Below are 21,906 nucleotides of genomic sequence, written 5' to 3' on the forward strand. Positions count from 1 at the left end.
ATCTCGTTAAAAGCCGGGTCTAACCCGGTTTTTTTCTTGTTTTGAACATAAAAAATCGCAAAGTATTGGAATAATTCGGGCTTGCGGCAGGACCTTTCCTTTCCCGGGTTATTTTGGGCTGCAGTGCCTAAAAAATTACAGGCGCAATCTGGTTTTTTTCACAGGTTTCAGATAAACTAAAGATGAAAATATGTCGTTTTTTGCGTATGGCGTAAAGGACGGCTATAGAGAAGAGGGTGGGAGAATGTCCTCAAGGAACGACTTGAAGCTGGGCCTGTTCATTGTCATTGCTGGAATCGTCATTTTGCTTGGCAAGCTTGGAGTTTTCGGTTTTTTGGGCCGCACGCTGTGGCCGCTGGTCCTTTTGATTCCTGGACTGGTTCTGCATATGCTGTTTTTCGGCAACCGGGCGCGCGCAACGGTGCTTGTACCCGGCGGTATTTTGACGGTGTACGGGCTGCTCTTTTTACTATGCAGCACGATCAGCTGGGGGCTGATGTCCTACTTGTGGCCCGCCCTTCTGCTCGGGATCGCGATCGGGATGTACGAGTATTACCTGTTTGAAAAGCCGCGTCCGTCCTCCTTGCTTCCTGTCTCTGTCATTTTGGGACTGGCTTCGCTGGTGCTGTTCTTCTTCAGCCTTCTTCATACCGCGGTGATCTACATCCTCGCCGTGCTTCTGATTGCCTTGGGTATTTGGCTCATTGCCGGAAGGGGGAAATCCAGAAACCGGAAGTGGAAGAGCGGCTGGTAAATCAGGCCTTCTATTTTCTGTAAAACACTTGTTTTTTTCTGAAACTTCATTATAATATAAGGGATGTAGAAGCGTCGGCGCTACCGCCTGACGCTTCATTTGTTGAAAGACTTCGTTACGATTTGAAAGGGAAAGGATCTGGATAAAAGCCATGCATTCAAGAGATAAAATTCGCAACATTGCGATTATTGCGCACGTCGACCACGGCAAGACGACCCTAGTTGACCAGTTGCTGCAGCAATCGGGGATATTCGCCAAGCACGAACACCTGCAGGAACGCGCCATGGACTCCAACGATTTGGAGCGCGAACGCGGCATTACCATCCTGGCCAAGAACACGGCCATTACGTATAAAGATTTTCTGATTAACATTGTGGACACCCCGGGACACGCCGACTTCGGCGGCGAGGTGGAACGGATTATGAAGATGGTCGACGGCGTACTGCTCGTCGTTGACGCATATGAAGGCTGCATGCCTCAGACCAAATTCGTGCTCCGCAAAGCGCTTGAGGCGAATCTGACGCCGATCGTCGTCGTCAACAAGATCGACCGTCCGGCAGCCCGTCCGGCCGAAGTTATTGACGAAGTGCTCGACCTCTTCATCGAGCTTGAAGCAAACGACGACCAGCTGAACTTCCCGGTCGTTTACGCTTCGGCGCTGAACGGAACCTCGAGCCTGGATCCGGACAAGCAGGATGACAACATGCTTGCCCTGTATGAAACGATTACCGAGCACATTCCTTCTCCGACAGAGAAGGTCGATGAGCCGCTCCAGTTCCTTGTTACACTGATGGACTACAATGAGTACCTTGGACGGATCGCGATCGGCCGGGTCAACCGCGGCGTGATCAAGCAAGGTCAATCGGTTACGGTCATCATGCGCGACGGCAAGAGCAAAACCGCCCGGATCGAGAAGCTGTTCGGCTTCCAGGGACTGAAGCGCGTGGAGCAGGAAGAAGCCGGTGCGGGCGACATCATCGCGATCGCCGGAATCAAGGACATCAATATCGGGGAGACGATCGCCGATCCGAACCATCCTGAAGCACTGCCGGTTCTTAAGATTGACGAGCCAACCTTGCAGATGACGTTCCTGGTCAACAACAGCCCATTCGCCGGACGCGAAGGCAAGTGGGTTACGTCCCGCAAGCTGCGTGAGCGTTTGATGAAGGAACTGGAGACAGACGTCAGCCTGCGCGTTGAGGAGACGGACAGCCCGGATGCGTTTATCGTGTCGGGACGTGGCGAGCTTCACCTCGGCATCCTGATCGAGAACATGCGCCGCGAAGGGTACGAAATGCAGGTTTCCAAGCCTGAAGTTATCGTCAAGGAAATCGACGGAGCCAAGATGGAGCCGATCGAGCGCCTTCTGATCGACGTGCCTGAAGAGAGCATGGGCGCGGTCATGGAAAGCCTCGGGTCCCGTAAGGCCGAAATGGTGAACATGGTCAACACCGGCAGCGGACAGGTGCGCCTGGAGTTCCTGATTCCCGCACGCGGCCTGATCGGTTATCGTACGCACTTCCTGACGCTGACCCGCGGTTATGGCGTCATGAACCATGCGTTTGACAGCTACGGCCCGCTGCACAGCGGTCAAGTCGGCGGACGCCATCAGGGCGTGCTGGTTTCCAGCGAAACCGGAACGAGCACTTTCTACGGCATGATGGGCGTCGAAGACCGGGGCATCCTGTTCCTGGAGCCGGGAACCGAAATTTATGAGGGCATGATCGTCGGCGAGCATACGCGCGATAACGACATCATCGTTAACATCTGCAAAGAGAAGCAGCTGACAAACGTGCGTTCCGCGACAAAAGATGATACAGTAAAAATGAAGACGCCTCGTCTATTCTCACTTGAACAGGCGCTTGAATATTTGAATGACGACGAGTATTGTGAAATCACGCCGAAATCGGTCCGTCTGCGCAAGAAGATTTTGAACAAGAGTGAGCGTGAACGTGCCGAGAAGCACCGCAAGATGGCCGAAGCCAACATGTAATCCGGGTAAGGTCCTCACCTCATTTCTGGAAGGAGTGAACTGTCCGTGCAAGCTTGGTTAGCAGCGCATCCGATTATCTCCTATATCATCATCTTTGTGCTGATCACCTATGTATACAACAAGGTGTTTCGGGTCAAGCAGAAGCTTCCGCTTCTCAAAGAGATTCTGCTGTATATTCTGATGGCCATCGGCTCCGGGATGCTGCTGATTTTTCAGCACGACAAGCTTCCGATCATCCAATGTCTGCTTGTCGCGGTAGCTCTGATGTTCACGGTGCGCATCCGCTATTTCGTGGAAGCGCGGCAGAAGAAGAAAGCCGAAGCGGCTGCCAAGCGGGTGTAACGCGCCCGCTGTGGCCCGGCTCTTTGCAACATTGCGAAGGTTGTCATCGTTTATAGAGAGATTACCTCAAAATAAATGAAAAAGGTGTTTGAGATGAGTCCCAGCAATACGAGTCTACCTCCAAGATCTCATGGCGGCACCCCGAAAGGGAAAGTGCCTCCAAAGAAGAAAAAGAAGAAAAGCGGGTTCAAAACGTTTTTGAAATTCGTATTGATTCTGATTATTTTAGCTGTACTCGCCGTAGCGGGATACGCGGGATATTTGTACTATAAAGCGGATCATGGCGTTCTGGACACTGGTGTGGATGCACCGGTCGCTCCTTCCCAATCCGCCAAGGTCAAACCGATTACCATGCTGCTGCTTGGAACGGACTATCGTCCGGAGACGAAGACACACCTGTCTGACGTCATCATGATCGCCGCCTTTAATCCCGATACGAAATCGGCAACGTTAGTGTCGGTTCCGCGCGATACCAAGATCGAGCTGAAGGGCTACCGGGAGAACAAGGCCAATGCCTATTATCCGAATTTCCTGGCCGATGAGAAGCAATCCGGGATCAAGGCGACCGATGAGATGAAGACAATGTTCTCCAAGTATTTGGACATCGATATCGATTACGTGACGGTGCTGAATTTCCAGGCCTTCCGTGATGCGGTAGATGCACTGGGCGGCGTTGACGTGACAGTCGACAAGAACATGTGCTACCGGGATAAAGCCGACGGAACGGACATCAACCTGAAGAAGGGTGAGCAGGAACTGAACGGGAAGCAGGCGCTCGATTTTGTGCGCTACCGGAAGTCCAACTGCCGTCCGAGAACGGATGCTTCCGACGATTTTGACCGCAACCGCAGACAGAACGAAGTTCTTCACTCCCTGATCGACAAGATGCAGACGTTCAAGGGCGTCACGAGCTTGGGCGGAGTGCTGGATGCCATGAATAACAACATGGAAACCGACATCGAGAAGGATCAATTGAAGAACATGATTGCAACTTATTGGAAAATTAAAAAAGAAGACGTCAAATTCATGCCGATTACCGGGAACTGGAAAAGTCCTTATGTGTATGTAGACGATGACGAGCTGGATAAAGCAAAGCAGGCATTGAAGGACGAGCTTGCCGGCAAGGCTGCCGTGGAAGCAGATACTTCAGCGGATGAAAGCTCGAATCCGTAAAGTTGGGTGCAAGTTTTGGGACGACATATAATATACTAGAGTACAATGGAACCTGTACAGGAGGTCAGTGCGATGTCCGAGACGGTTACGAAGTGGACTCCAATATATGAAATGCAACGTCAACCAGCCGTTCATCTCTCTGTGCCGACTTCTGCTGAATCCGGTGTATGTTTTGACGCGCCATGCAAAAAAGCCTAGTGATCTGATCACTGGGCTTTTTTCTTTTTTTGCAAAATTTGTTGATTCGGCTGGTATTTCGCCTGTCCTATGCTTTAGCGGGTTGGGCTTGGTGAAGAAGGGCTGTTCTGACGCGATTTGACATCGCGTGGGAGCTGCGGCACAATCCGGCCGACAATATCCGCCAGTTCGGAAGCGAATCCCGATACGGGTTCCCCTTTTTGAATATGCTGACCGATTTCGGCAATCCGGCTGGACAAATCCATATCGGCCGTCACGAGGGCGTTTTTGCCCCGAGGATCCTTTTTGAGTGCTTCGGCAACGGTATATTTGATGGTTCCGACGCGGGAACGCGTCAAATTGCCGTCTACGTCGATGCCTACAACGGCAGTATTGCCTAACACGACTGCATGCGCTTTTTTCACACCGTTCACCTTTTCGGCGATGTTTTCCAAATGGTCTTTTAAAGCCAGGTCCGTTGTATCTTCTGCAGAACGCACGGCTGTGTTTCCTGCAGACCGGAGTGAAAGGCGATGATGGTCGCCGGTTGATGCGGCTGTCGGCCCCTGTTGACTTTGAGGAGAGGGTGATGCAGTGTTCTGATGATTACAACCGCTCAGTAGAGCCATAGTTAACACAACGAGCAAAAACATTCTCATATGTGATCGTCCTTTCCAGGTCATAAATTGGCATGACGGGTTGTAACTTAGGATGTCCATGACGAAATAATTTATGTGTTTATTATGAGTTCAGTGGAGGGAGAAAGTATGAGAAAGATATTTGTACTGGATACCAATGTGCTGCTGCATGATCCCCGGGCGATATTTGCGTTTGATGAACATGAAGTCGTGATTCCGGCCGTCGTTCTGGAAGAAATAGACTCCAAGAAACGGAATGCCGACGAAATCGGGAGAAATGCGCGGACGGTGTCCCGCCTGCTGGACGGATTGAGGGAAAACGGCGGTCATTTGCACAGCGGGGTGCTTTTGGAAAACAAAGGCAGCCTGAAAGTGGAGCTGAATCACCGCAGTTTTGTGAAAGTACAAGAAATGTTCGGCGAAATGTCCAATGATAACCGCATTTTGGCAGTCGCCTTAAATTATCATCTGGAGGAACAAGGCAAGGAGGACCCGACGTCGGTAGTGCTGGTAAGCAAGGACGTGCTCGTTCGCATCAAGGCGGACGTGCTTGGTCTGGTGACCCAGGATTACTTATCCGACCGCACCGTAGGTCCCGGAGATCTGTATACCGGATATTCTACGCTTAAGGTGCATCCTTCCATCATCGATGAGTTTTATTCGTACCGTTTTTTGTCCATCAAGCCGTTGCAGCTGCCTTACCCGCTGTATCCACATGAATTCGTCATCCTAAAGGACGAGATGGGGAGCACGAAATCGGCCTTGCTGAAGGTGAATGCGGATGCGCTTCGGCTGGAGCCGCTCTTTTTGAGCAATGAGTCCGTATGGGGAATCAGCGCACGCAACGCACAACAGCGCATGGCGCTGGAGCTGCTGCTGAACGACGATATTCCGATCGTAACGATTACCGGAAAAGCCGGTACGGGCAAAACACTGCTTGCCTTGGCAGCCGGGCTGATGAAGGTCGAAGATGAACATAAATACAAAAAGCTGCTGATCGCAAGGCCGGTCGTTCCGATGGGCAAGGATATCGGTTATCTGCCCGGAGAGAAAGAAGAGAAGCTCCGTCCGTGGATGCAGCCGATTTACGACAACCTGGAGTTTTTGTTTGATACGAAAAAGTCGGGCGATATCGATAAAATTTTAATGGGTCTGGGCAGCATTCAGGTCGAGGCGCTCACGTATATCCGCGGACGGTCCATCCCCGGCCAGTTTATTATCGTGGACGAAGCCCAGAACCTGTCCCGCCACGAAGTGAAAACGATCGTCTCCAGGGTCGGGGAGGGAAGCAAGATTATCCTGATGGGGGACCCCGAGCAGATCGATCATCCGTATCTGGATGCATCGAGCAACGGTCTGTCATATATCGTGGAGAAATTCAAGCAGGAAGGGATCAGCGGGCACATTACCTTGGAAAAAGGCGAGCGCTCCAAGCTGGCCCAGCTCGCAGCCGATCTGCTGTGATTTCATAAGCTGGTACTATTTCCCGAGAAATGATGCCACCACCTGCCAGCTCATAAAAAAGAAGTCCCCCTTGTCCGGTTCAATGGAACCGGCTGGGGGCTTTTTTTGGAGAGATCTGAAAGTATAAGATTCGGAGCCTCCGCTTCCTGATCTCGCAAGAAAAACTTCCGTTAAAAGCGGTCTTCTTCTTAGCAAGGTACGTCGATAGGCGTCTTTCTTTAGTTTTAACAATTTCAGGCACCGGATCAAATATACTCGAATTACAATAAGGACATTCACAGGCGTAGATTCGTAGTTAACCTCATGGTATGGGGCATCGGTTTATTTCTTGCCAGTCCGTTAAACATTTCCAGAAAAAAATAGGACAAGCGCCCTATGAATTTGCTAAAATATTGTATAAGTATTGTGAGGGGAGGCCTAGAGACTTGAGGCGGAAAAATTACTGGCTTCTGTTTGCCATTTTGCTGCTCTCTTTAACCGCTTTATCCCAGGGGCAGGATTTGTCGCAGACCCCATCGGGTCATGAAGAGGAAGATGACGCGTCTCTGTTTCCGCAGCCTTCCACACAAGAGCGAACGTCCCAATCCCCCATCCGGGTCACCGTGCACCTGAGCGATGAGGATTTTAAACAGCTCGAGGAGCTGAATCATACATATGTCACCGACACCGGAGCCACGGTGGAATTGAACAACATCCCGGATGCCGATGCTTACCTTCAGCTGACGTCCGCTTTGGCCGTAGGGGAAGGCCCCGATGTCATGCTCATCAACAGCTCGTGGGTCCGCCCGATGGCCTCCCGAGGCTACCTGCTGCCAGTTGAATTCTATACAAGCAATCGTGCGGATAGTGATACCATCAACCCGCTGCTGCAAGAGGTGGAATGGAACGGCTACCAGTGGGGAACGCCCGCCGACATGGATCCTTATGTGCTGGCATGGAATATGAAAGCACTGAATGCGCTTGGAGTGACGGATATTCCAGGCGGTATCAGCAGTTGGAAAGAGCTGCTGAACAAAACGAAGAACCGAGGACATCAGCAGCTGCTGGAGATTTCGTCCGGGGACGGCTATGATGCTGCTGCTTTGATGGGAGCACTGGGTACCGATCCGTTAAGCCCGAGCCAGGCATCCCTGGAATGGATCGACAAGACTCGCGCATTCATGCAAATCGATCAGGCCGAGCAAGGCGCTGACGGAGCCCAGCTTCCGCTAACCATTTCCGCCGTCTCGGAAGCGGCGAAGTCTCAGACAGCAAATACGGAACTGCGGATGCCCGAGCAGCTGTATGCCATCTATCCGTCGCTCCTGCGCAGCCGAAGCTACGCCGTATCAGCGGGATCGCAGCGTGCCAAAGAAGCGGCCGAATGGATCGCGTATATGAGCTCAGCAGTCGTTCAGCAGGAATGGTACCAGGCTACGGGTAAACTTCCGGCGCTGAAGAGCCTGTACGACGATACGGTATTCAATCCGGCCGGGCTGCCGTTCCATCTCAACTCCCTGCTTCAGACGGCGGGTACCGATAAGGACACAGGCAGGCTGCAGGCGAAATGGGATGTGTTTGTCAAAGCATCAGGCGATTATATTACAGGCAAATCTACGGCCGCAGATTACGTTGGGGCTGTAAAAGGGGAAGCCGGAGGAAGCTGATCCGATACTTGCGGGCAGTTCGTCTCCGGCTTTTTTTGTGTTACATGGACAGCTTAAGCGTGACATGGAGGTTTTTATCCGTACTTTTCACCTCGGTCGCCTTCACGAAGGAGACGATTTGCTGCGGATAAAATCCCAAATCGAACTCTTCCTCCATTTGGCGGCATGTCGTATCGGGCAGTTCATAGCCGTTAAATACGAGCTTATCCACATGGAACATGATGGAGTTCTGCGGCTGCTCCTCGACGCTGTAGTGGCCCTGAACTTCAAGGGACAGCGTGCCGCTTTGGCCGGAGGCCGTAATCTCGTCTTCGCCAAAGTGGAAAGCAAACTGCTTGAACAGATCGTTTTTGGAGCGGAGGAAAGCGTTCAGATCGTCCTCCTTGATGTCGATATTATAGGTCGTTCCGTTGGTGCGGATCGCTCCGTCCTGATTCTGGATAAACTCCGGGAGGTCGTTCATGGCTGAGGCGAGCGCGTTAAAATAGGTTTTTACCTCGTTAAGCCCGACATTTTCCCAATACAGCGTAAATTCCTCGATCATTTTCTTGAGCGCTTCCGGATCGCTGCTGGAGGCGATTCCCTGATCGACCTTTTGCTGCAGGGCCGATACCCGTGCCCGCTGCTCAATGAGATTGGACTTCATTTCTTCCAGATCGGCCGTCTTTTTCTCCATGGCCAGCTTCGTGTTTTTAATCTCCATGTACTCCGATTGATACGCGTCAAGAACCGAGCGGTCATGCTCCATGATCATATCGTAGACATCATACATATGAATGAGGCTGCCCAAATCTTTGGCGGACAGCACCGCAACGAGCAGGCCTTCCCTTTCCCCCATGTAATAAGAACGAATGACGGCTCCCGCGCGGCTCTGCTGTTCCTGGATCTGAAGCAGCTTGTCTTCCAGCTGCCCGGACAGCCTCTTCAGCTCCTGCTGGATGGTCTCCTGCTGCGCGGTGATCCGCTCAATCTCCCGGTCGATTTCCACAACAGACAGGCTGTTCTGCAATATTTCTCGGTCGTCTGTGCTGGCGCCGGCGGACGGGTCGGCCCGAAGCTCAGGTACGGGGCGGAGCAGCGACAGGCAGAGCATCGGCAGAAGCAGGCAGAGGATTCGCAGGCGTCGATTGTAAGGCTTCAATGGATTTGATCCCTCCCCCATGGTTGTCCATTGTAAATATATGATTCAACGGTAAAAAATATCATCTCTCTTGGAGCCTGTCAGATTTGGCAAACCCAATAACCCCAGCATGCAGATTCAGATTTATGCAGGTGCCCCCGATAAAAGTCGGCATAAGCGAAAAAAGCGACCCGGCATTGGATGTCGGATCGCTTTCCTTTGGGTTCTCTAATGATCGGATTAAAGCGGTAAGCCCATTTTGAATACTGTCCAATAGCTGAAACCGGTAAACGTCACGATCATATAGCCCCAGAAGAGAAGAATGTAAGTTCTCTCCGTAAATTTCAGATACCCCAAGATGACGAAAAATGCGGTCTGTACGAAGAACAACAGAGCCATCTCGACCATGTTGCCGGCATATGCCATAAGCCCGATTGCGAGCGTAAAGAACCCGAGTACTCGAAACATGCGTGCCACGTTATATCCCCCTCTCCTTATGTACGGTCATAGCTAAGCTACGTATCATTATATCGTTAACCCAAAATTGTGTAAACGAAAAAGTTGTTTTTATTATTGTGGTCCCATGATGACAAAGTATACATCGCCATGCATCGGCAAATTTCCAATATGAGGGTATGAGCGCTTTGCAAATTGGCAATACAATTTAGTATCAAATAGATTCTATGAACTCTATGAGAAGCATAGAAATGAAAATAAGCAGCTGTTATACCTTATTCAGTACCCGGTGAACAATCCGGTTATGGAGACGGGTTATTTTAGGATGTTGTTAGGAGGGTTTTGTTGCATGACAGCAGTTAGACAAGATGCATGGAGCAGCGAGGATGACCTTATTTTGGCGGAAGTAACCTTAAGGCATATCCGGGAAGGAAGCACTCAGCTGGCCGCTTTTGAGGAAGTAGGCGAAAAAATCGGAAGGACGGCGGCAGCCTGCGGATTCCGATGGAACAGCTGCGTCCGTAAAAAGTATGAGGAAGCAATCAGCCTGGCCAAGACGCAGCGCCAGAAACGGAGCTACTATAAGAAGCAGCCGGCAAATTCGGGAATTCAGGTGGCCGGTTTAGGCCTGTCCGAAGCTGAGGCGGGTTATTACAAAATGGAGGGAGCCAGTGAAGAGACACTCTCCATCGATGCGGTCATCCGCTTTTTGAAGCAGTGGAAAGGGAGCCTCCAGGAAAACGGACGCCAGCTGAAAATGCTGGAGAAGGAGCTCCGTGAAAAGGAAGAAGAGCTGAACAATTTGAGAAGGGTCAACGAGCGGCTCTCCCGGGAAGTCAGTGAAGTCCAAACCGATTACAGGGTCGTTAATGACGACTACAAAGCGCTTATTCAAATTATGGACCGGGCACGGAGGCTTGCCTTTTTGAACGAAGAGGACGAGGAGCTGAAGTCGCGGTTCAAGATGGATGCCAACGGCAATTTGGAGCGGATTGAGTAAAAGTCATACACGATGCAATACAGATCCCGTGCGGATGCGTGAAGTTTGCGCAGACCGAACGGGTTTTTTCGTACGTGTAAGCCTTATGTGATCCCGGATGCGCTATAATAGGGACACGGAAAGTAACCATTGGACACGGAGGGCAGGCTAATGCTGATCGATATTGTGGGCGCGGGATCGCTCGGACTGCTGTTTGGGGGAAAATTGGCCTGGTCCGGCAGCCTGGTGCGGATCTGGAGCCGCAGCGCTGGACAGGCGGAGGAGCTCCGTCATTCCGGCATCCATATTGCCAAAGACGGTGAGAGTGGATTAAAGGTGGAACCCGCGCATTTTCAATCCGGTACGGTCGAACAGCTCGGACAAGCTTGGGAGACGAAGCCGGGAGATTATGTGCTTGTGATGACCAAACAAAAGGATACGGAGGCGGTATGCCGCTATTTATCACAAGTCAGGCTTCCGCAAGGATCCAGCCGGCCGGTCGTCGTTTGTTTTCAAAACGGCTACGGGCATATGGACAGGCTGAAGGCGATATTGCCCGGATGGACTATACTGGCTGCGGTGACGACTGAAGGTGCAAAGAGAACATCGTTTACAGAAGTGTTTCATGCGGGATCAGGGGATACGGTCATCGGCGAGAGCGGTGTAGGGCATGTCTCCAAGAAGATTGGCGGCCGGTGGTTAAATCTTGTTCAGGCCCTAAAACAAGCAGGATTTTACCCGGTATTGTCGAATGACATCGATAACATGATGTTTCGTAAATTGCTGATCAATGCGGTGATCAATCCGCTGACCGCACTTTGGAGGATTCCGAACGGAGAGCTGTTGAAAAGTCCGGCGAGGATGAAGCTGATGAAGGAATTGTATGAAGAAACGCTAGCCGTTTACGACGCATGCGGAATCCGGTATGAAGAAGACATGTGGGATCAAATATTGAATGTGTGCAGAGCGACTTCCGGGAACACCTCGTCCATGCTGAAGGATGTGCTTGCCGGTTCGCCGACGGAAATCGGCTGGATTAATGGAAGCATCGCGGACATGGCGCTGAAGGCGGGGGTTCAGGCTCCTGTCAACGAGCTGGTGACCCGGCTCATCGAAGGAATAATCGCAGAGGAGGAGTGAGGAATCTTGGATTTCTTGAGAAATTCATTTATTTTTTTGAGCATCCTTCCGTTTTTCCCGTTTTTGCTCGTGTATTTAGGAGGATATTACTGGCGGAAAAACAGCAGAAACCGCGCGCTGCTGCTGGCCATGGACGTCACTACATTGTTTTTGATTTTTTCGGTTGCGGCGTTGTTCAACAATACGTTCCATACAAGATTCGGCTTTTATTTAATCCTCTTGTTCATGCTCATCGCGGTGGGGTTGATCGGCGGGGCCCAGAACCGGCTCAAAGGCAGAATTGATGCCAGGAAAATCGCCAAAGTCGTATGGAGAATGTCCTTTATGCTCATGAGTGCAAGCTACATCATCTTTACATTAATCGGTATTTTTAAATACATAATACAGACCGGGGCCTAATATTTTACAATTTAAATCAACAAAAAGGCAGGGAAAATCCTTGTTTTTGGCCGCTTGTCACAAGAAAGTAAAATTTTCATGTTTTTCTGTGTAGATTTTTTTGACCACTGGTTGTATAATTTCTTACCATACACATAATTAATTTACCTTTAGGGGGAACAGTTAATGAAAAGGAAAAGCCTGCTCATGCTTCTGACGCTGATCCTCGTTGTTGGCACTGTACTTGCTGGGTGCGGTTCCAAGAATGACAATGGCGGCAGCACGGCTAGCGGCGGCGACAAGGGAAGTTCGTCGGCTGCTAAAGAACAAGTACTTCACATTAACCTGAGCGCAGAGCCGCCAACGTTTGACCCGGCGCAAGCCCAGGACACTCAAGCTAACACCGTACTGAAAATGATGTACGAAGGCCTTGTGCGTATTGACAAGGATAACAACCCGATTCCGGGTGTGGCCGAGAAGTGGGATGTTTCCTCCGACGGTCTGAAGTACGTGTTCCATCTGCGTAAAGACGCGAAGTGGAGCAACGGCGACCCTGTAACGGCAAAAGACTTCGTCTTCGCTTGGGAGCGGGTTTTGAATCCGGCTACAAGCCCAGCACCGCCTTATGCATATCAACTTTATTACATTAAAGGCGCAGAAGACTACAACAGCAAAAAAATTACCGACTTTAACCAAGTTGGCGTAAAAGCGACAGATGACAACACACTGGAAGTCACACTGAACAATCCGACTCCTTATTTCCTGGGTCTGACTTCGTTCTACACGTTCTATCCGGTGCATCAATCGGTGAAAGACAACGCCAAATGGGCAACCGATCCGAAGCTGATGGTAACGAACGGACCGTTCACGCTCACAACTTGGACAACCGGTCAGAAGATCGAAGTGACCAAAAACGCAAACTACTGGGATAACCAAAACATCAAGCTGACCAAGGTTACGATGTCGCTGTCCAACAGCAGCGCAACGGAACTGTCCAGCTACAAGGCTGGCCAGCTTGACTACGCAGGTAACCCGAACGGAACGATTCCTACGGACCAAATGCCTGCAGTGAAGAACGAGCTGAAGGACGAGCTCGATTTGAAACCGATCGGCAGCATTTACTACTATGTGTTCAACACAACAGCGAAACCGTTTGACAACGTAAAAATCCGTAAGGCGTTCTCGATGGCGATCAGCCGTCAGGATATCGTCGATAAAGTAACGATGAGTGAAGAAACCCCTGCGTTCGGATTCGTGCCGCCAGGCATTTCCGGTGACAAGGGCGAATACCGTACCGAGTTCAAGGACGATTTCTTCACCGAAAATATGGAAGAAGCCAAGAAGCTGCTTGCAGAAGGTATGCAGGAAGAAGGATACACGACGCTTCCTCCGATCACTTTGATCTACAACTCCGATGACAAGCATAAGAAAATTGCGCTTGCCATTGCAGATATGTGGAAGAAAAATCTTGGCGTTGAAGTGAAAACCGAAAACCAAGAGTGGGGCGTGTTCCTCAAGAACCGTCAAAACCTGAACTACCAAATCGCACGTGCCGGCTGGAGCCCGGACTACAACGATCCGATGACTTTCTTCGATCTGTGGACTTCGACCAGCGGCAACAACGATTCCGGCTTCAAAAACAAAGAGTATGATGCTTTGATCAAAGACGCATTCTCTACACCTGACACAGCAAAACGTATGGAAGACTTTAAAAAGGCTGAAACGATGCTCATTAAAGATCAGCAGGTCGTGCTGCCGATTTACTACTATACAAACGTTGCGTTGATCAAACCGAATCTTAAAGGTGTTGTCATTGACTATGCCGGTCAAGTAGACTTTACAAGAGCTTATTTCGAATAAATTTCGAATGGTCTAACAAAAGCAGCTTAGCTTGATAAATACTGTTCGGGATATATATGTGGAGCTTCCATATATATCCCGTTTTTTTTGCTTAGTATATATCTTTACCAAGGATTTCTTCAATTTGAAATATATAGCATGGACAAATAGATTCGGCATTCTTTAAAATTGAAATATGGCCCGCGATGGTTGGTGCCATGTTATATGAAGTTTAGCGGGGAGGGTAAATCGGACATGGTACGTTACGTACTGAGCAAGTTTTTCTATATGCTGGTATCGCTCTTTATTTTGATATCGGCTACATTTTTTCTGATGAAGGCCATTCCTGGTAACCCTTTTATGTCCGAGAAAAATGTACCGCCTGAAATCCAAGCCCGGCTGATGGAGCAGTATGGATTGGACAAGCCGGTATATCAGCAATACTTCAAATACTTGGGGGATATTGCAACAGGTGACCTGGGGATTTCCATGAAGCATCAAAACCAGGAGGTAGGGGGCATTATTCTGCAGACCTTCTCTGCATCCCTGAAACTGGGTATCTTCGCCATCGTTATTTCCGTAATTGTCGGTGTGCTCCTCGGCATGCTCGCCGCGCTGTACCACCGAAAGCTTATAGATAATATCGCCATGGTGCTGGCGGTGCTGGGCATCGCCGTTCCGAGCTTCGTGCTGGCATCGCTGATCCAGTATCTGTTTGCGCAGAAGCTGGGCTGGTTCAACGTCATGGGCTTTGACGGCCCGCTTGACTACGTTCTTCCGGTCGCCGCGTTGTCGGCGCAGCCGATTGCCTTTATCGCCCGCTTGACGCGCTCGAGCATGCTCGAAGTGCTGCATGCGGATTACATCAAGACAGCCAAGGCCAAAGGCCTCAACTGGATGACCATTATGTTCAAGCACGTGATCCGTAACGGCATTTTGCCGGTGGTCACTTATATCGGACCGATGACCGCCAACGTCATTACGGGTTCCGTCGTTATCGAGCAGATCTTCGGCATCGGCGGGATTGGTAAAGTGTTCGTCGAATGTATTACCAACCGGGATTACACGATGATTATGGGTGTGACGATTTTCTACGGCGTTCTGCTGATGCTGGCCCGTTTCATCACCGATATCGTATACGTGCTGGTTGATCCGCGCATTAAATTAACCGGCGGGAAGGAGGGCTAACGATGGCTGTACAGGATCCAACCTTGATGAATAACAACGTAGAGCTGACGCCCGAAGACTTCCGGAAAATCGGTACCGATGAGAAAGAGGCTGAAATTATTCAGCGGGAAAGTATTTCGGCGTGGAGAGATGCGTGGCAGCGTCTTCGTAAAAATAAACTCGCCATGGCAAGCTTGGTCGTTCTCATCTTGATCATTCTGGCTGCGATTATCGGGCCGATCATTTCGAAATTCGATTCGGCGACCAACGATTTGCTGGCAACGAATCAGCCTCCTTCCAAGGAGCACTGGTTCGGCACCGACGACTTGGGCCGCGATATGTTCGTCCGGACGTGGATGGGCGCCCGTATTTCCTTGGTCGTCGGCCTGGCTGCGGCACTCATTGACCTCTTGATCGGTGTCATTTACGGCGGTATCATGGGGTATTTTGGTGGTCGCGTCGACGCCATCATGAACAAGTTTTCCGAAATTTTGTATTCCATTCCTTATATGCTGGTTACGATTCTGCTGCTCGTCGTCTTTGAGCCGAGTATCGGAACGATTATCCTGGCGCTGACCATTACCGGCTGGATTAACATGTCGTGGATCGTCCGCGGTGAAATTATGCAGCTGAAGAACAGGGAATACGTTCTGGCATCCCGTTCCATGGGAGCAGGCTCCGGCCGGCTGCTGTTCCGCCACCTGCTGCCGAATGCGGTTGGTCCGATCATCGTCACCTTGACGCTGTCGGTACCGAACGCGATCTTCTCGGAAGCCTTCCTTAGCTTCCTCGGTCTGGGTGTCCGGGCACCGATCGCTTCGCTCGGTTCGATGGTCAACGACGCATTGACCGGCTGGATGTACTATCCTTGGCGGATGCTGTTCCCGGCCATTCTGATCAGTTTGACAATGCTCGCATTTAACATTTTCGGTGATGGCCTCCGCGATGCGCTCGATCCGAAATTGAAATAACAGGAGGTGAGATCATGGAGCCGATTTTACAAGTAAAAGACCTGCATGTATCCTTTCAAGTCAAAGGCGGCGAAGTCAAAGCCGTCCGCGGCATGAATTTTGAAATAGGCAGAGGAGAAACGGTGGCGATCGTCGGTGAGTCCGGCAGTGGTAAGAGTGTGACGGCGCAGACGATCATGCGCTTGATCCCGTCTCCTCCTTCTGACATCAAGAGCGGTCAGATTATTTTCCAGGGCGAAGATATTCTGAAGAAAACCAATAAAGAAATGGAAGCGATCCGCGGGAAAGACATCGGCATGATTTTCCAGGATCCGATGACTTCCCTGAATCCGACGATTAAGGTCGGCAAGCAAATTACCGAGGTTCTGATCAAGCACCAAAAGCTGTCCTCCGCGGAAGCGAAAGAGCGCGGTCTGGAAATGCTGAGACTTGTCGGCATCAAGAACCCGGAAGAACGCTTCAATCAGTACCCGCACGAATTCTCCGGCGGGATGCGCCAGCGCGTCATGATTGCAATCGCCTTGGCGTGCCGCCCGGCGCTCCTGATCGCCGACGAACCGACGACAGCGCTGGACGTGACGATCCAGGCGCAAATCATGGACGTCATGAAGGAAATGCAGCAGAAGCTTGGAACTTCCATTATCCTGATTACGCATGACCTCGGCGTCGTTGCCGGCATGTGTGACCGCGTTATCGTCATGTACGCCGGTGAAGTGGTAGAGACGGGGACGAAGTGGGAGATTTTCAAAAACCCGCAGCACCCGTACACGAAAGGCCTGCTGCGTTCGATGCCGCGTCTTGACCAGAAGAAGGGCGAGCCGCTGATTCCGATTATCGGTACGCCGCCGGACCTGATCAAACCGCCGGTCGGCTGCGCGTTCTGCGCCCGCTGCGATGAAGCGATGAAAGTATGCGAACGGATCAATCCGGGAGCGACGGTATTCAGCGACACCCAAATGGCGCGCTGCTGGAATCTTCATCCGATGGCCAAGGAGGTTCAATCGTCATGAAAGAGAACCATTTGATCGAAGTCGAAGGCCTCAAGAAATACTTTAACGTCGGCGGCGGCAAGATCGTCAAAGCCGTGGACAACATTAACTTTTTCATCCGCGAAGGCGAAACGCTCGGCATGGTGGGCGAATCGGGCTGCGGCAAGTCGACCGCGGGCCGTACGATTCTCCGCCTGTACGAGCCGACTGCCGGCAGCGTCAAGTTTAACGGCACGGATATTTACAAGCTGTCGCCTTCCAAGATGAAAGCGATGCGCCGCGACATGCAGATGATTTTCCAGGATCCATATGCTTCCTTGAACCCGCGGTTTACCGTATCGGACATTATCGGCGAAGCGCTGGATATCCACAACCTGGCCGGCAGCCGCAAAGAGCGGAAGAAGCGCGTGGAGGAATTGCTGGATATGGTCGGTCTGAATCCGGACCATGCCACCCGTTATCCGCATGAGTTCTCCGGTGGTCAGCGGCAGCGGATCGGGATTGCCCGTGCGCTTGCCGTCAATCCGAAGTTCATTATTTGCGACGAGCCGATCTCGGCGCTGGACGTGTCCATTCAGGCACAGGTCGTCAACCTGCTGAAGGATTTGCAGGACCGGCTTGGGCTGACCTATCTGTTCATTGCCCATGACCTGTCGATGGTCAAGCATATCAGTGACCGCGTAGCGGTGATGTACCTGGGCAAAATGGTAGAGCTGGCCGACAGTGAGGAACTGTACGCCAATCCGATTCACCCGTATACGAAAACGCTCCTCTCGGCGATTCCGATCCCGGATCCCGAAGTGGAGGAGAACAAGAAGCGGATCTTGATGAATGACGAAAATTCGGGTCCGATTCACTCCGCCAAAGGCGGAGATGCAGCGGATCAGGAAGACACGAGACTTGTGGAAGTTTCCAAAGGCCATTGGGTCGCTGCTCCATATGCCTAAGCTATGACAGCTTTACCGCCGGGTGATCCCGGCGGTTTTTTGTTTGCTTTGACGGATACAACAACATTGGTTACAATCAAGAAAGATTGCGGTAGTATAAAGTAAGCACGGAAGTGATTGGGCACAGAATAGGAGGCATACCCATGAATGTGGTTTCCGACTCACTCAAGAGCGGTTCGGCTCTTGCAGATGATTATATAAACCGTTTTAGTGAAGTACAGCCTTTATACGGCGAAGATTTTCGTGATGAAGCAAGCTGGCTGAAACGTGTGGAATGGCTTGACCAATCGGAGTCCGGCCGGGTTAACCGGGGCGAATTGGCAGAAGTTTTACGGCGGTATAACAGCCGGCACAATGACCATCAGGCGGTACATAATGCACTGGATTTGCTGGCGAAGGGAGGAACGCTGGCCGTGGTGGGGGGACAGCAGAGCGGATTGTTTACCGGTTCGCTGCTGGTGATCTATAAAGCCATGACCATTATCCAGTCGGCGCAAGAAGCGGCCAAGAAATTCAACCGGCCGGTGGTGCCCGTCTTCTGGATCGCGGGTGAGGACCATGACTTCGATGAAGTGAACCATACGTACGTCATGACACCGGAGCTGAAGGTCGCCAAAATCAAGATGGAAGCGAAGCCGGGACCCCGCTCGTCGGTGAGTGCGATTCCGATTGGTCCAAACGAATGGAAGCAGTCATTCGACCAGCTGGGCAGATGGCTTCCGGACAGTGAAAACAAGCCGGAGATTTTGAAATGGATCCATGAGGCGTCGGAGCAGTCGGATAATCTCAGCGACGCTTTCGCCAAGCTGCTGGGCCGGTTGTTTGGCGAGTACGGCTTGATTTTGCTCGATTCGGCGGATCCTGAGCTGCGCAAGCTGGAAGTTCCGGTGTTTGAAAAAATGATCGAGCGCAACGACGGGCTGGAACAGGCTTATCAGCAGGCTGCGGCGTGTATTACCGGCAAAGGCTACTCGCTTCAGGCGGAAGTTGCGGCCGGCGGGGCCAATTTGTTCTATATATATGAAGGAAACCGTCTGCTGCTGTATAAACAGGATGGCAAGTTCACCGACCGCAAAGGGATCGTCAGCTTAAGCCAGAGTGAGCTGCTGGAGCAGCTTCGGACTCATCCGGAGCGGTTCAGCAACAATGTGCTGACGCGCCCGATGATGCAGGAATCGCTGTTCCCGGTACTTTGTACCGTGCTTGGGCAAGGGGAAATTTCCTATTGGGCCATTACGAAGCAGGCTTTCGAAATCCTTGGGCTCCGGATGCCGATCCTGCTGCCGCGGATGTCCTTTACCTTGATCGAAGGCGCCTTGCAGAAATACATGGATAAGTTCGGCGTGACCTTCCAGGATGTTCAGCACCGGTTTGCAGAAGCCCGCCAGCAATGGCTTTCGAGCCAGGAGGAATTCCATATCGAGCCGAAATTCGCCGAGACGCGCCGGGCCTTTGAGCAGCTGTACGAACCGCTGATCCGCGAGCTGGGCACGATTCAGTCCGGTTTGATCCCGCTCAGCGAGAAAAACAAGGGCAAAATTTTGGAGCAAATATCTTATCTGGAACGCAAAACACGCGAAGCGGTGGAGAAGAAGCATGAAGCCGAGCTGCGGCAGTGGGACCGGATCGGCGTTTCCCTGTTTCCGCTGGGCAAACCGCAGGAACGGGTGTTTAATATTTTCTACTATTTAAACCGCTACGGCCTCGAATGGATTCATGATTTGATCCGCACCTCGGATCATTTTACGGCGGAGCACCGCATTATCGAGTGTTAATCAAAAAGAGGATAGGGAGGCAATGAGATGAGTTCATCTTCACTGCAAAACAGCGTCGTCAAGGATATGGCGCTGGCACCGGAAGGCCATTTGAAAATCGATTGGGTGGAGGCCCATATGCCGGTGTTAAACGAAATCCGCAAGCAGTTTGAAGCGGAGCAGCCGTTTAAGGGGCTGAAGGTCACCATTTCGCTGCATTTGGAGGCCAAGACGGCATACCTGGCTAAAGTGGTAAAGGCCGGCGGTGCGGAAGTAACGATCACAGGCAGCAACCCGTTGTCCACACAGGATGACGTCTGTGCGGCGCTTGTGGAAGACGGTGTGACCGTGCTGGCCAAATACAATCCGGATCCGGTGGAGTACAAGGAATTTCTGATCCGGGCGCTGGAGACCAAACCCGACCTCATTATCGATGACGGTGGAGACCTGGTGACGATCCTTCACTCGGAACGGCCGGACCTGCTGGAGACGATCCGCGGGGGCGCGGAAGAGACAACGACCGGTATTATTCGCTTGAAGGCTTTGGAAAAAGACGGGCTGCTGAAGTTCCCGATGGTGGCCGTTAATGACGCTTACTGCAAGTATTTATTCGATAACCGCTACGGTACGGGACAATCGGTGTTCGATGCAATCAACCGTACGACAAACCTGGTCGTAGCGGGCAAAACCGTTGTCGTTGTAGGCTACGGATGGTGCGGCAAAGGCGTAGCGATGCGGGCCAAGGGACTTGGCGCCAAAGTCATCGTGACGGAAGTCAATGCGATCCGTGCGGTGGAAGCTCATATGGACGGCTTTGAAGTCATGCCGATGCTGGAAGCCGCGAAGCACGGTGATTTCTTCGTGACCGTGACGGGCAACCGGGACGTCATCACCGGTGAGCATTACGACGTGATGAAGGACGGGGCGATCCTGTCGAACGCCGGCCACTTCGATGTCGAAGTCAACAAACCGGAACTGGCGGCACGAGCCGAGTCGGTACGCACCGTGCGCCGTAACATCGAAGAATACAAGCTGACGGACGGCCGCAAAATCTACCTTCTGGCCGAAGGACGCCTTGTCAATCTTGGAGCGGGAGACGGGCATCCGGCGGAAATTATGGATATGACGTTCGCCCTCCAGGCGATGTCGCTGAAATACGTGAATGACAACTATCAAAACCTGGGTGCTCAGGTGCTGAACGTGCCGCTCGAAATCGACGAGCAGGTCGCACGCCATAAATTGGCAAGCCTGGGGATTCAGATCGACCGGCTGAGCCAGGAGCAGATCCGGTATTTGGACAGCTGGTCCACCCACGAATAATCGGTAAATTGTGGTTATCCACATGTGGAAAACCCCCTTGATTCTTCGCGAATCAGGGGGTTTTTGCTGTTTTTCCGCGCAGGACTGGGTTGGATTTATCCACAAAAAAACATGTGGATAAGGCAGGATTTTGATTTTATCCGGCGAATCTAGTATCCTTAAGTGGTGGAAAGTGGTGCAAAGTGGGGATTTGGGGTTAAAGGGGTGAGTGAACGGTGTTTATGGGGGAATATCAACACAGCTTAGACGATAAAGGCCGCGTCACCATCCCTGCCAAATTCCGCGAGCTGCTTGGCTCCTCCTTTGTGGTCACCCGGGGCTTGGACCAATGCCTATTTGTATATCCTATGAATGAATGGCAAATTTTGGAACAAAAGCTGAAGTCACTGTCCCTGATGAAATCCGACGCGCGTGCGTTTACCCGGTTTTTTTTCTCGGGTGCAACGGAATGCGAATGGGATAAACAGGGAAGGGTAAATTTACCGGGGAATCTCCGCCAATACGCAAAGCTGGAGAAAGAATGCGTGGTGCTCGGCGTATCGAACCGGGTGGAGATTTGGAGCAAGGATACTTGGGAGGAATACTTCCAGCAATCTGAAGAGACGTTTAACGATATTGCTGAGAAGCTGGTTGATTTGAATTTTGATTTGTAGAGAGTT

20 protein-coding genes are annotated in these 21,906 nt (G+C 51.5%); 17 read left to right on the forward strand and 3 right to left on the reverse strand.

Features of this window, described 5'->3' with window-relative positions; translation table 11 throughout:
- Positions 1-244 precede the first annotated feature (244 nt).
- The 4 genes from ABID47_RS01405 to ABID47_RS01420 all read left to right on the forward strand — a co-directional run bounded on the left by ABID47_RS01405 (position 245) and on the right by ABID47_RS01420 (position 4,262).
- Positions 245-754 (forward strand): hypothetical protein, encoded by a 510-nt coding sequence (locus ABID47_RS01405; RefSeq protein WP_354494683.1) that lies wholly within the window; start codon positions 245-247, stop codon positions 752-754.
- 151 nt (positions 755-905) lie between these two features.
- The gene (gene typA / locus ABID47_RS01410; RefSeq protein WP_116229522.1) at positions 906-2,747 is read left to right on the forward strand and encodes a translational GTPase TypA; all 1,842 of its coding nucleotides are present in this window, start codon (positions 906-908) and stop codon (positions 2,745-2,747) included.
- A gap of 45 nt (positions 2,748-2,792) precedes the next feature.
- A complete protein-coding gene (locus tag ABID47_RS01415; RefSeq protein WP_076169828.1) occupies positions 2,793-3,089 on the forward strand; it encodes a YlaH-like family protein in 297 nt (98 codons plus the stop codon).
- Positions 3,090-3,182: 93 nt separating this feature from the next.
- Entirely contained in the window at positions 3,183-4,262 is a 1,080-nt protein-coding gene (locus ABID47_RS01420) for an LCP family protein (protein WP_354494685.1), read from the forward strand.
- A gap of 272 nt (positions 4,263-4,534) precedes the next feature.
- Here ABID47_RS01420 and ABID47_RS01425 read toward each other — a convergent pair whose 3' ends face one another.
- Complete coding sequence (locus ABID47_RS01425; RefSeq protein ID WP_306434088.1) at positions 4,535-5,158, reverse strand: YhcN/YlaJ family sporulation lipoprotein; 624 nt, start codon at positions 5,156-5,158, stop codon at positions 4,535-4,537.
- A 48-nt stretch (positions 5,159-5,206) separates the two neighbouring features.
- Here ABID47_RS01425 and ABID47_RS01430 point away from each other — a divergent pair, with 48 nt between their 5' ends.
- Both ABID47_RS01430 and ABID47_RS01435 read left to right on the forward strand, forming a co-directional pair.
- Positions 5,207-6,541 carry a PhoH family protein gene (locus ABID47_RS01430; protein WP_192715700.1) on the forward strand — a complete coding sequence of 445 codons (1,335 nt, stop codon included), beginning with the start codon at positions 5,207-5,209 and terminating at the stop codon, positions 6,539-6,541.
- A 425-nt stretch (positions 6,542-6,966) separates the two neighbouring features.
- On the forward strand, positions 6,967-8,187 hold the full coding sequence (locus ABID47_RS01435; RefSeq protein WP_354494686.1) for an extracellular solute-binding protein: 1,221 nt from the start codon (positions 6,967-6,969) through the stop codon (positions 8,185-8,187).
- Positions 8,188-8,227: 40 nt separating this feature from the next.
- On the opposite strand, the gene ABID47_RS01440 is transcribed toward ABID47_RS01435, so the two are convergent.
- Both ABID47_RS01440 and ABID47_RS01445 read right to left on the reverse strand, forming a co-directional pair.
- Positions 8,228-9,328, reverse strand: a complete 1,101-nt coding sequence (locus ABID47_RS01440) for a coiled-coil domain-containing protein (protein WP_354494688.1) — start codon at positions 9,326-9,328, stop codon at positions 8,228-8,230.
- 219 nt (positions 9,329-9,547) lie between these two features.
- A complete protein-coding gene (locus ABID47_RS01445) occupies positions 9,548-9,784 on the reverse strand; it encodes a DUF2626 domain-containing protein (protein ID WP_076169833.1) in 237 nt (78 codons plus the stop codon).
- A 328-nt stretch (positions 9,785-10,112) separates the two neighbouring features.
- Between ABID47_RS01445 and ABID47_RS01450 the strand changes: the two genes are divergently transcribed.
- The 11 genes from ABID47_RS01450 to mraZ all read left to right on the forward strand — a co-directional run bounded on the left by ABID47_RS01450 (position 10,113) and on the right by mraZ (position 21,900).
- Complete coding sequence (locus ABID47_RS01450; RefSeq protein WP_076169834.1) at positions 10,113-10,763, forward strand: RsfA family transcriptional regulator; 651 nt, start codon at positions 10,113-10,115, stop codon at positions 10,761-10,763.
- A 150-nt stretch (positions 10,764-10,913) separates the two neighbouring features.
- On the forward strand, positions 10,914-11,882 hold the full coding sequence (locus ABID47_RS01455) for a ketopantoate reductase family protein (RefSeq protein ID WP_354494689.1): 969 nt from the start codon (positions 10,914-10,916) through the stop codon (positions 11,880-11,882).
- A 6-nt stretch (positions 11,883-11,888) separates the two neighbouring features.
- On the forward strand, positions 11,889-12,281 hold the full coding sequence (locus ABID47_RS01460) for a DUF3397 domain-containing protein (RefSeq protein WP_076169836.1): 393 nt from the start codon (positions 11,889-11,891) through the stop codon (positions 12,279-12,281).
- A gap of 165 nt (positions 12,282-12,446) precedes the next feature.
- Positions 12,447-14,120 (forward strand): peptide ABC transporter substrate-binding protein, encoded by a 1,674-nt coding sequence (locus tag ABID47_RS01465; RefSeq protein ID WP_354494690.1) that lies wholly within the window; start codon positions 12,447-12,449, stop codon positions 14,118-14,120.
- 234 nt (positions 14,121-14,354) lie between these two features.
- Positions 14,355-15,287 carry an ABC transporter permease gene (locus ABID47_RS01470; RefSeq protein ID WP_076169838.1) on the forward strand — a complete coding sequence of 311 codons (933 nt, stop codon included), beginning with the start codon at positions 14,355-14,357 and terminating at the stop codon, positions 15,285-15,287.
- A 2-nt stretch (positions 15,288-15,289) separates the two neighbouring features.
- Complete coding sequence (locus tag ABID47_RS01475; RefSeq protein ID WP_089548194.1) at positions 15,290-16,237, forward strand: ABC transporter permease; 948 nt, start codon at positions 15,290-15,292, stop codon at positions 16,235-16,237.
- Between the two features lie 14 nt (positions 16,238-16,251).
- Positions 16,252-17,247 (forward strand): ABC transporter ATP-binding protein, encoded by a 996-nt coding sequence (locus ABID47_RS01480; protein WP_354494691.1) that lies wholly within the window; start codon positions 16,252-16,254, stop codon positions 17,245-17,247.
- Positions 17,244-18,173 (forward strand): ABC transporter ATP-binding protein, encoded by a 930-nt coding sequence (locus ABID47_RS01485; RefSeq protein ID WP_116229531.1) that lies wholly within the window; start codon positions 17,244-17,246, stop codon positions 18,171-18,173. Before ABID47_RS01480 ends, ABID47_RS01485 begins: the two co-directional genes overlap by 4 nt.
- 143 nt (positions 18,174-18,316) lie before the next feature.
- Positions 18,317-19,948 carry a bacillithiol biosynthesis cysteine-adding enzyme BshC gene (gene bshC / locus ABID47_RS01490; protein ID WP_354494692.1) on the forward strand — a complete coding sequence of 544 codons (1,632 nt, stop codon included), beginning with the start codon at positions 18,317-18,319 and terminating at the stop codon, positions 19,946-19,948.
- Positions 19,949-19,975: 27 nt separating this feature from the next.
- Positions 19,976-21,247 carry an adenosylhomocysteinase gene (locus tag ABID47_RS01495; protein WP_116229533.1) on the forward strand — a complete coding sequence of 424 codons (1,272 nt, stop codon included), beginning with the start codon at positions 19,976-19,978 and terminating at the stop codon, positions 21,245-21,247.
- A gap of 215 nt (positions 21,248-21,462) precedes the next feature.
- Complete coding sequence (mraZ, locus tag ABID47_RS01500; RefSeq protein WP_076169844.1) at positions 21,463-21,900, forward strand: division/cell wall cluster transcriptional repressor MraZ; 438 nt, start codon at positions 21,463-21,465, stop codon at positions 21,898-21,900.
- The last annotated feature ends 6 nt before the right edge of the window (positions 21,901-21,906 follow it).

It is taken from the genome of Paenibacillus favisporus (assembly GCF_040545415.1).
Classification (GTDB): domain Bacteria; phylum Bacillota; class Bacilli; order Paenibacillales; family Paenibacillaceae; genus Paenibacillus_AQ; species Paenibacillus_AQ favisporus.

Excerpts from the sequence above, each read along its gene's own strand:
- ABID47_RS01405 (WP_354494683.1), top strand. The coding sequence starts at position 245 with ATGTCCTCAAGGAACGACTTGAAGCTGGGCCTGTTCATTGTCATTGCT.
- ABID47_RS01495 (WP_116229533.1), top strand. The coding sequence starts at position 19,976 with ATGAGTTCATCTTCACTGCAAAACAGCGTCGTCAAGGATATGGCGCTG.
- ABID47_RS01425 (WP_306434088.1), bottom strand. The coding sequence starts at position 5,158 with ATGGACATCCTAAGTTACAACCCGTCATGCCAATTTATGACCTGGAAA.
- ABID47_RS01470 (WP_076169838.1), top strand. The coding sequence starts at position 14,355 with ATGGTACGTTACGTACTGAGCAAGTTTTTCTATATGCTGGTATCGCTC.
- ABID47_RS01465 (WP_354494690.1), top strand. The coding sequence starts at position 12,447 with ATGAAAAGGAAAAGCCTGCTCATGCTTCTGACGCTGATCCTCGTTGTT.
- ABID47_RS01430 (WP_192715700.1), top strand. The coding sequence starts at position 5,207 with ATGAGAAAGATATTTGTACTGGATACCAATGTGCTGCTGCATGATCCC.
- ABID47_RS01420 (WP_354494685.1), top strand. The coding sequence starts at position 3,183 with ATGAGTCCCAGCAATACGAGTCTACCTCCAAGATCTCATGGCGGCACC.
- ABID47_RS01475 (WP_089548194.1), top strand. The coding sequence starts at position 15,290 with ATGGCTGTACAGGATCCAACCTTGATGAATAACAACGTAGAGCTGACG.
- typA (WP_116229522.1), top strand. The coding sequence starts at position 906 with ATGCATTCAAGAGATAAAATTCGCAACATTGCGATTATTGCGCACGTC.
- ABID47_RS01480 (WP_354494691.1), top strand. The coding sequence starts at position 16,252 with ATGGAGCCGATTTTACAAGTAAAAGACCTGCATGTATCCTTTCAAGTC.
- ABID47_RS01455 (WP_354494689.1), top strand. The coding sequence starts at position 10,914 with ATGCTGATCGATATTGTGGGCGCGGGATCGCTCGGACTGCTGTTTGGG.
- ABID47_RS01485 (WP_116229531.1), top strand. The coding sequence starts at position 17,244 with ATGAAAGAGAACCATTTGATCGAAGTCGAAGGCCTCAAGAAATACTTT.
- ABID47_RS01450 (WP_076169834.1), top strand. The coding sequence starts at position 10,113 with ATGACAGCAGTTAGACAAGATGCATGGAGCAGCGAGGATGACCTTATT.
- bshC (WP_354494692.1), top strand. The coding sequence starts at position 18,317 with ATGAATGTGGTTTCCGACTCACTCAAGAGCGGTTCGGCTCTTGCAGAT.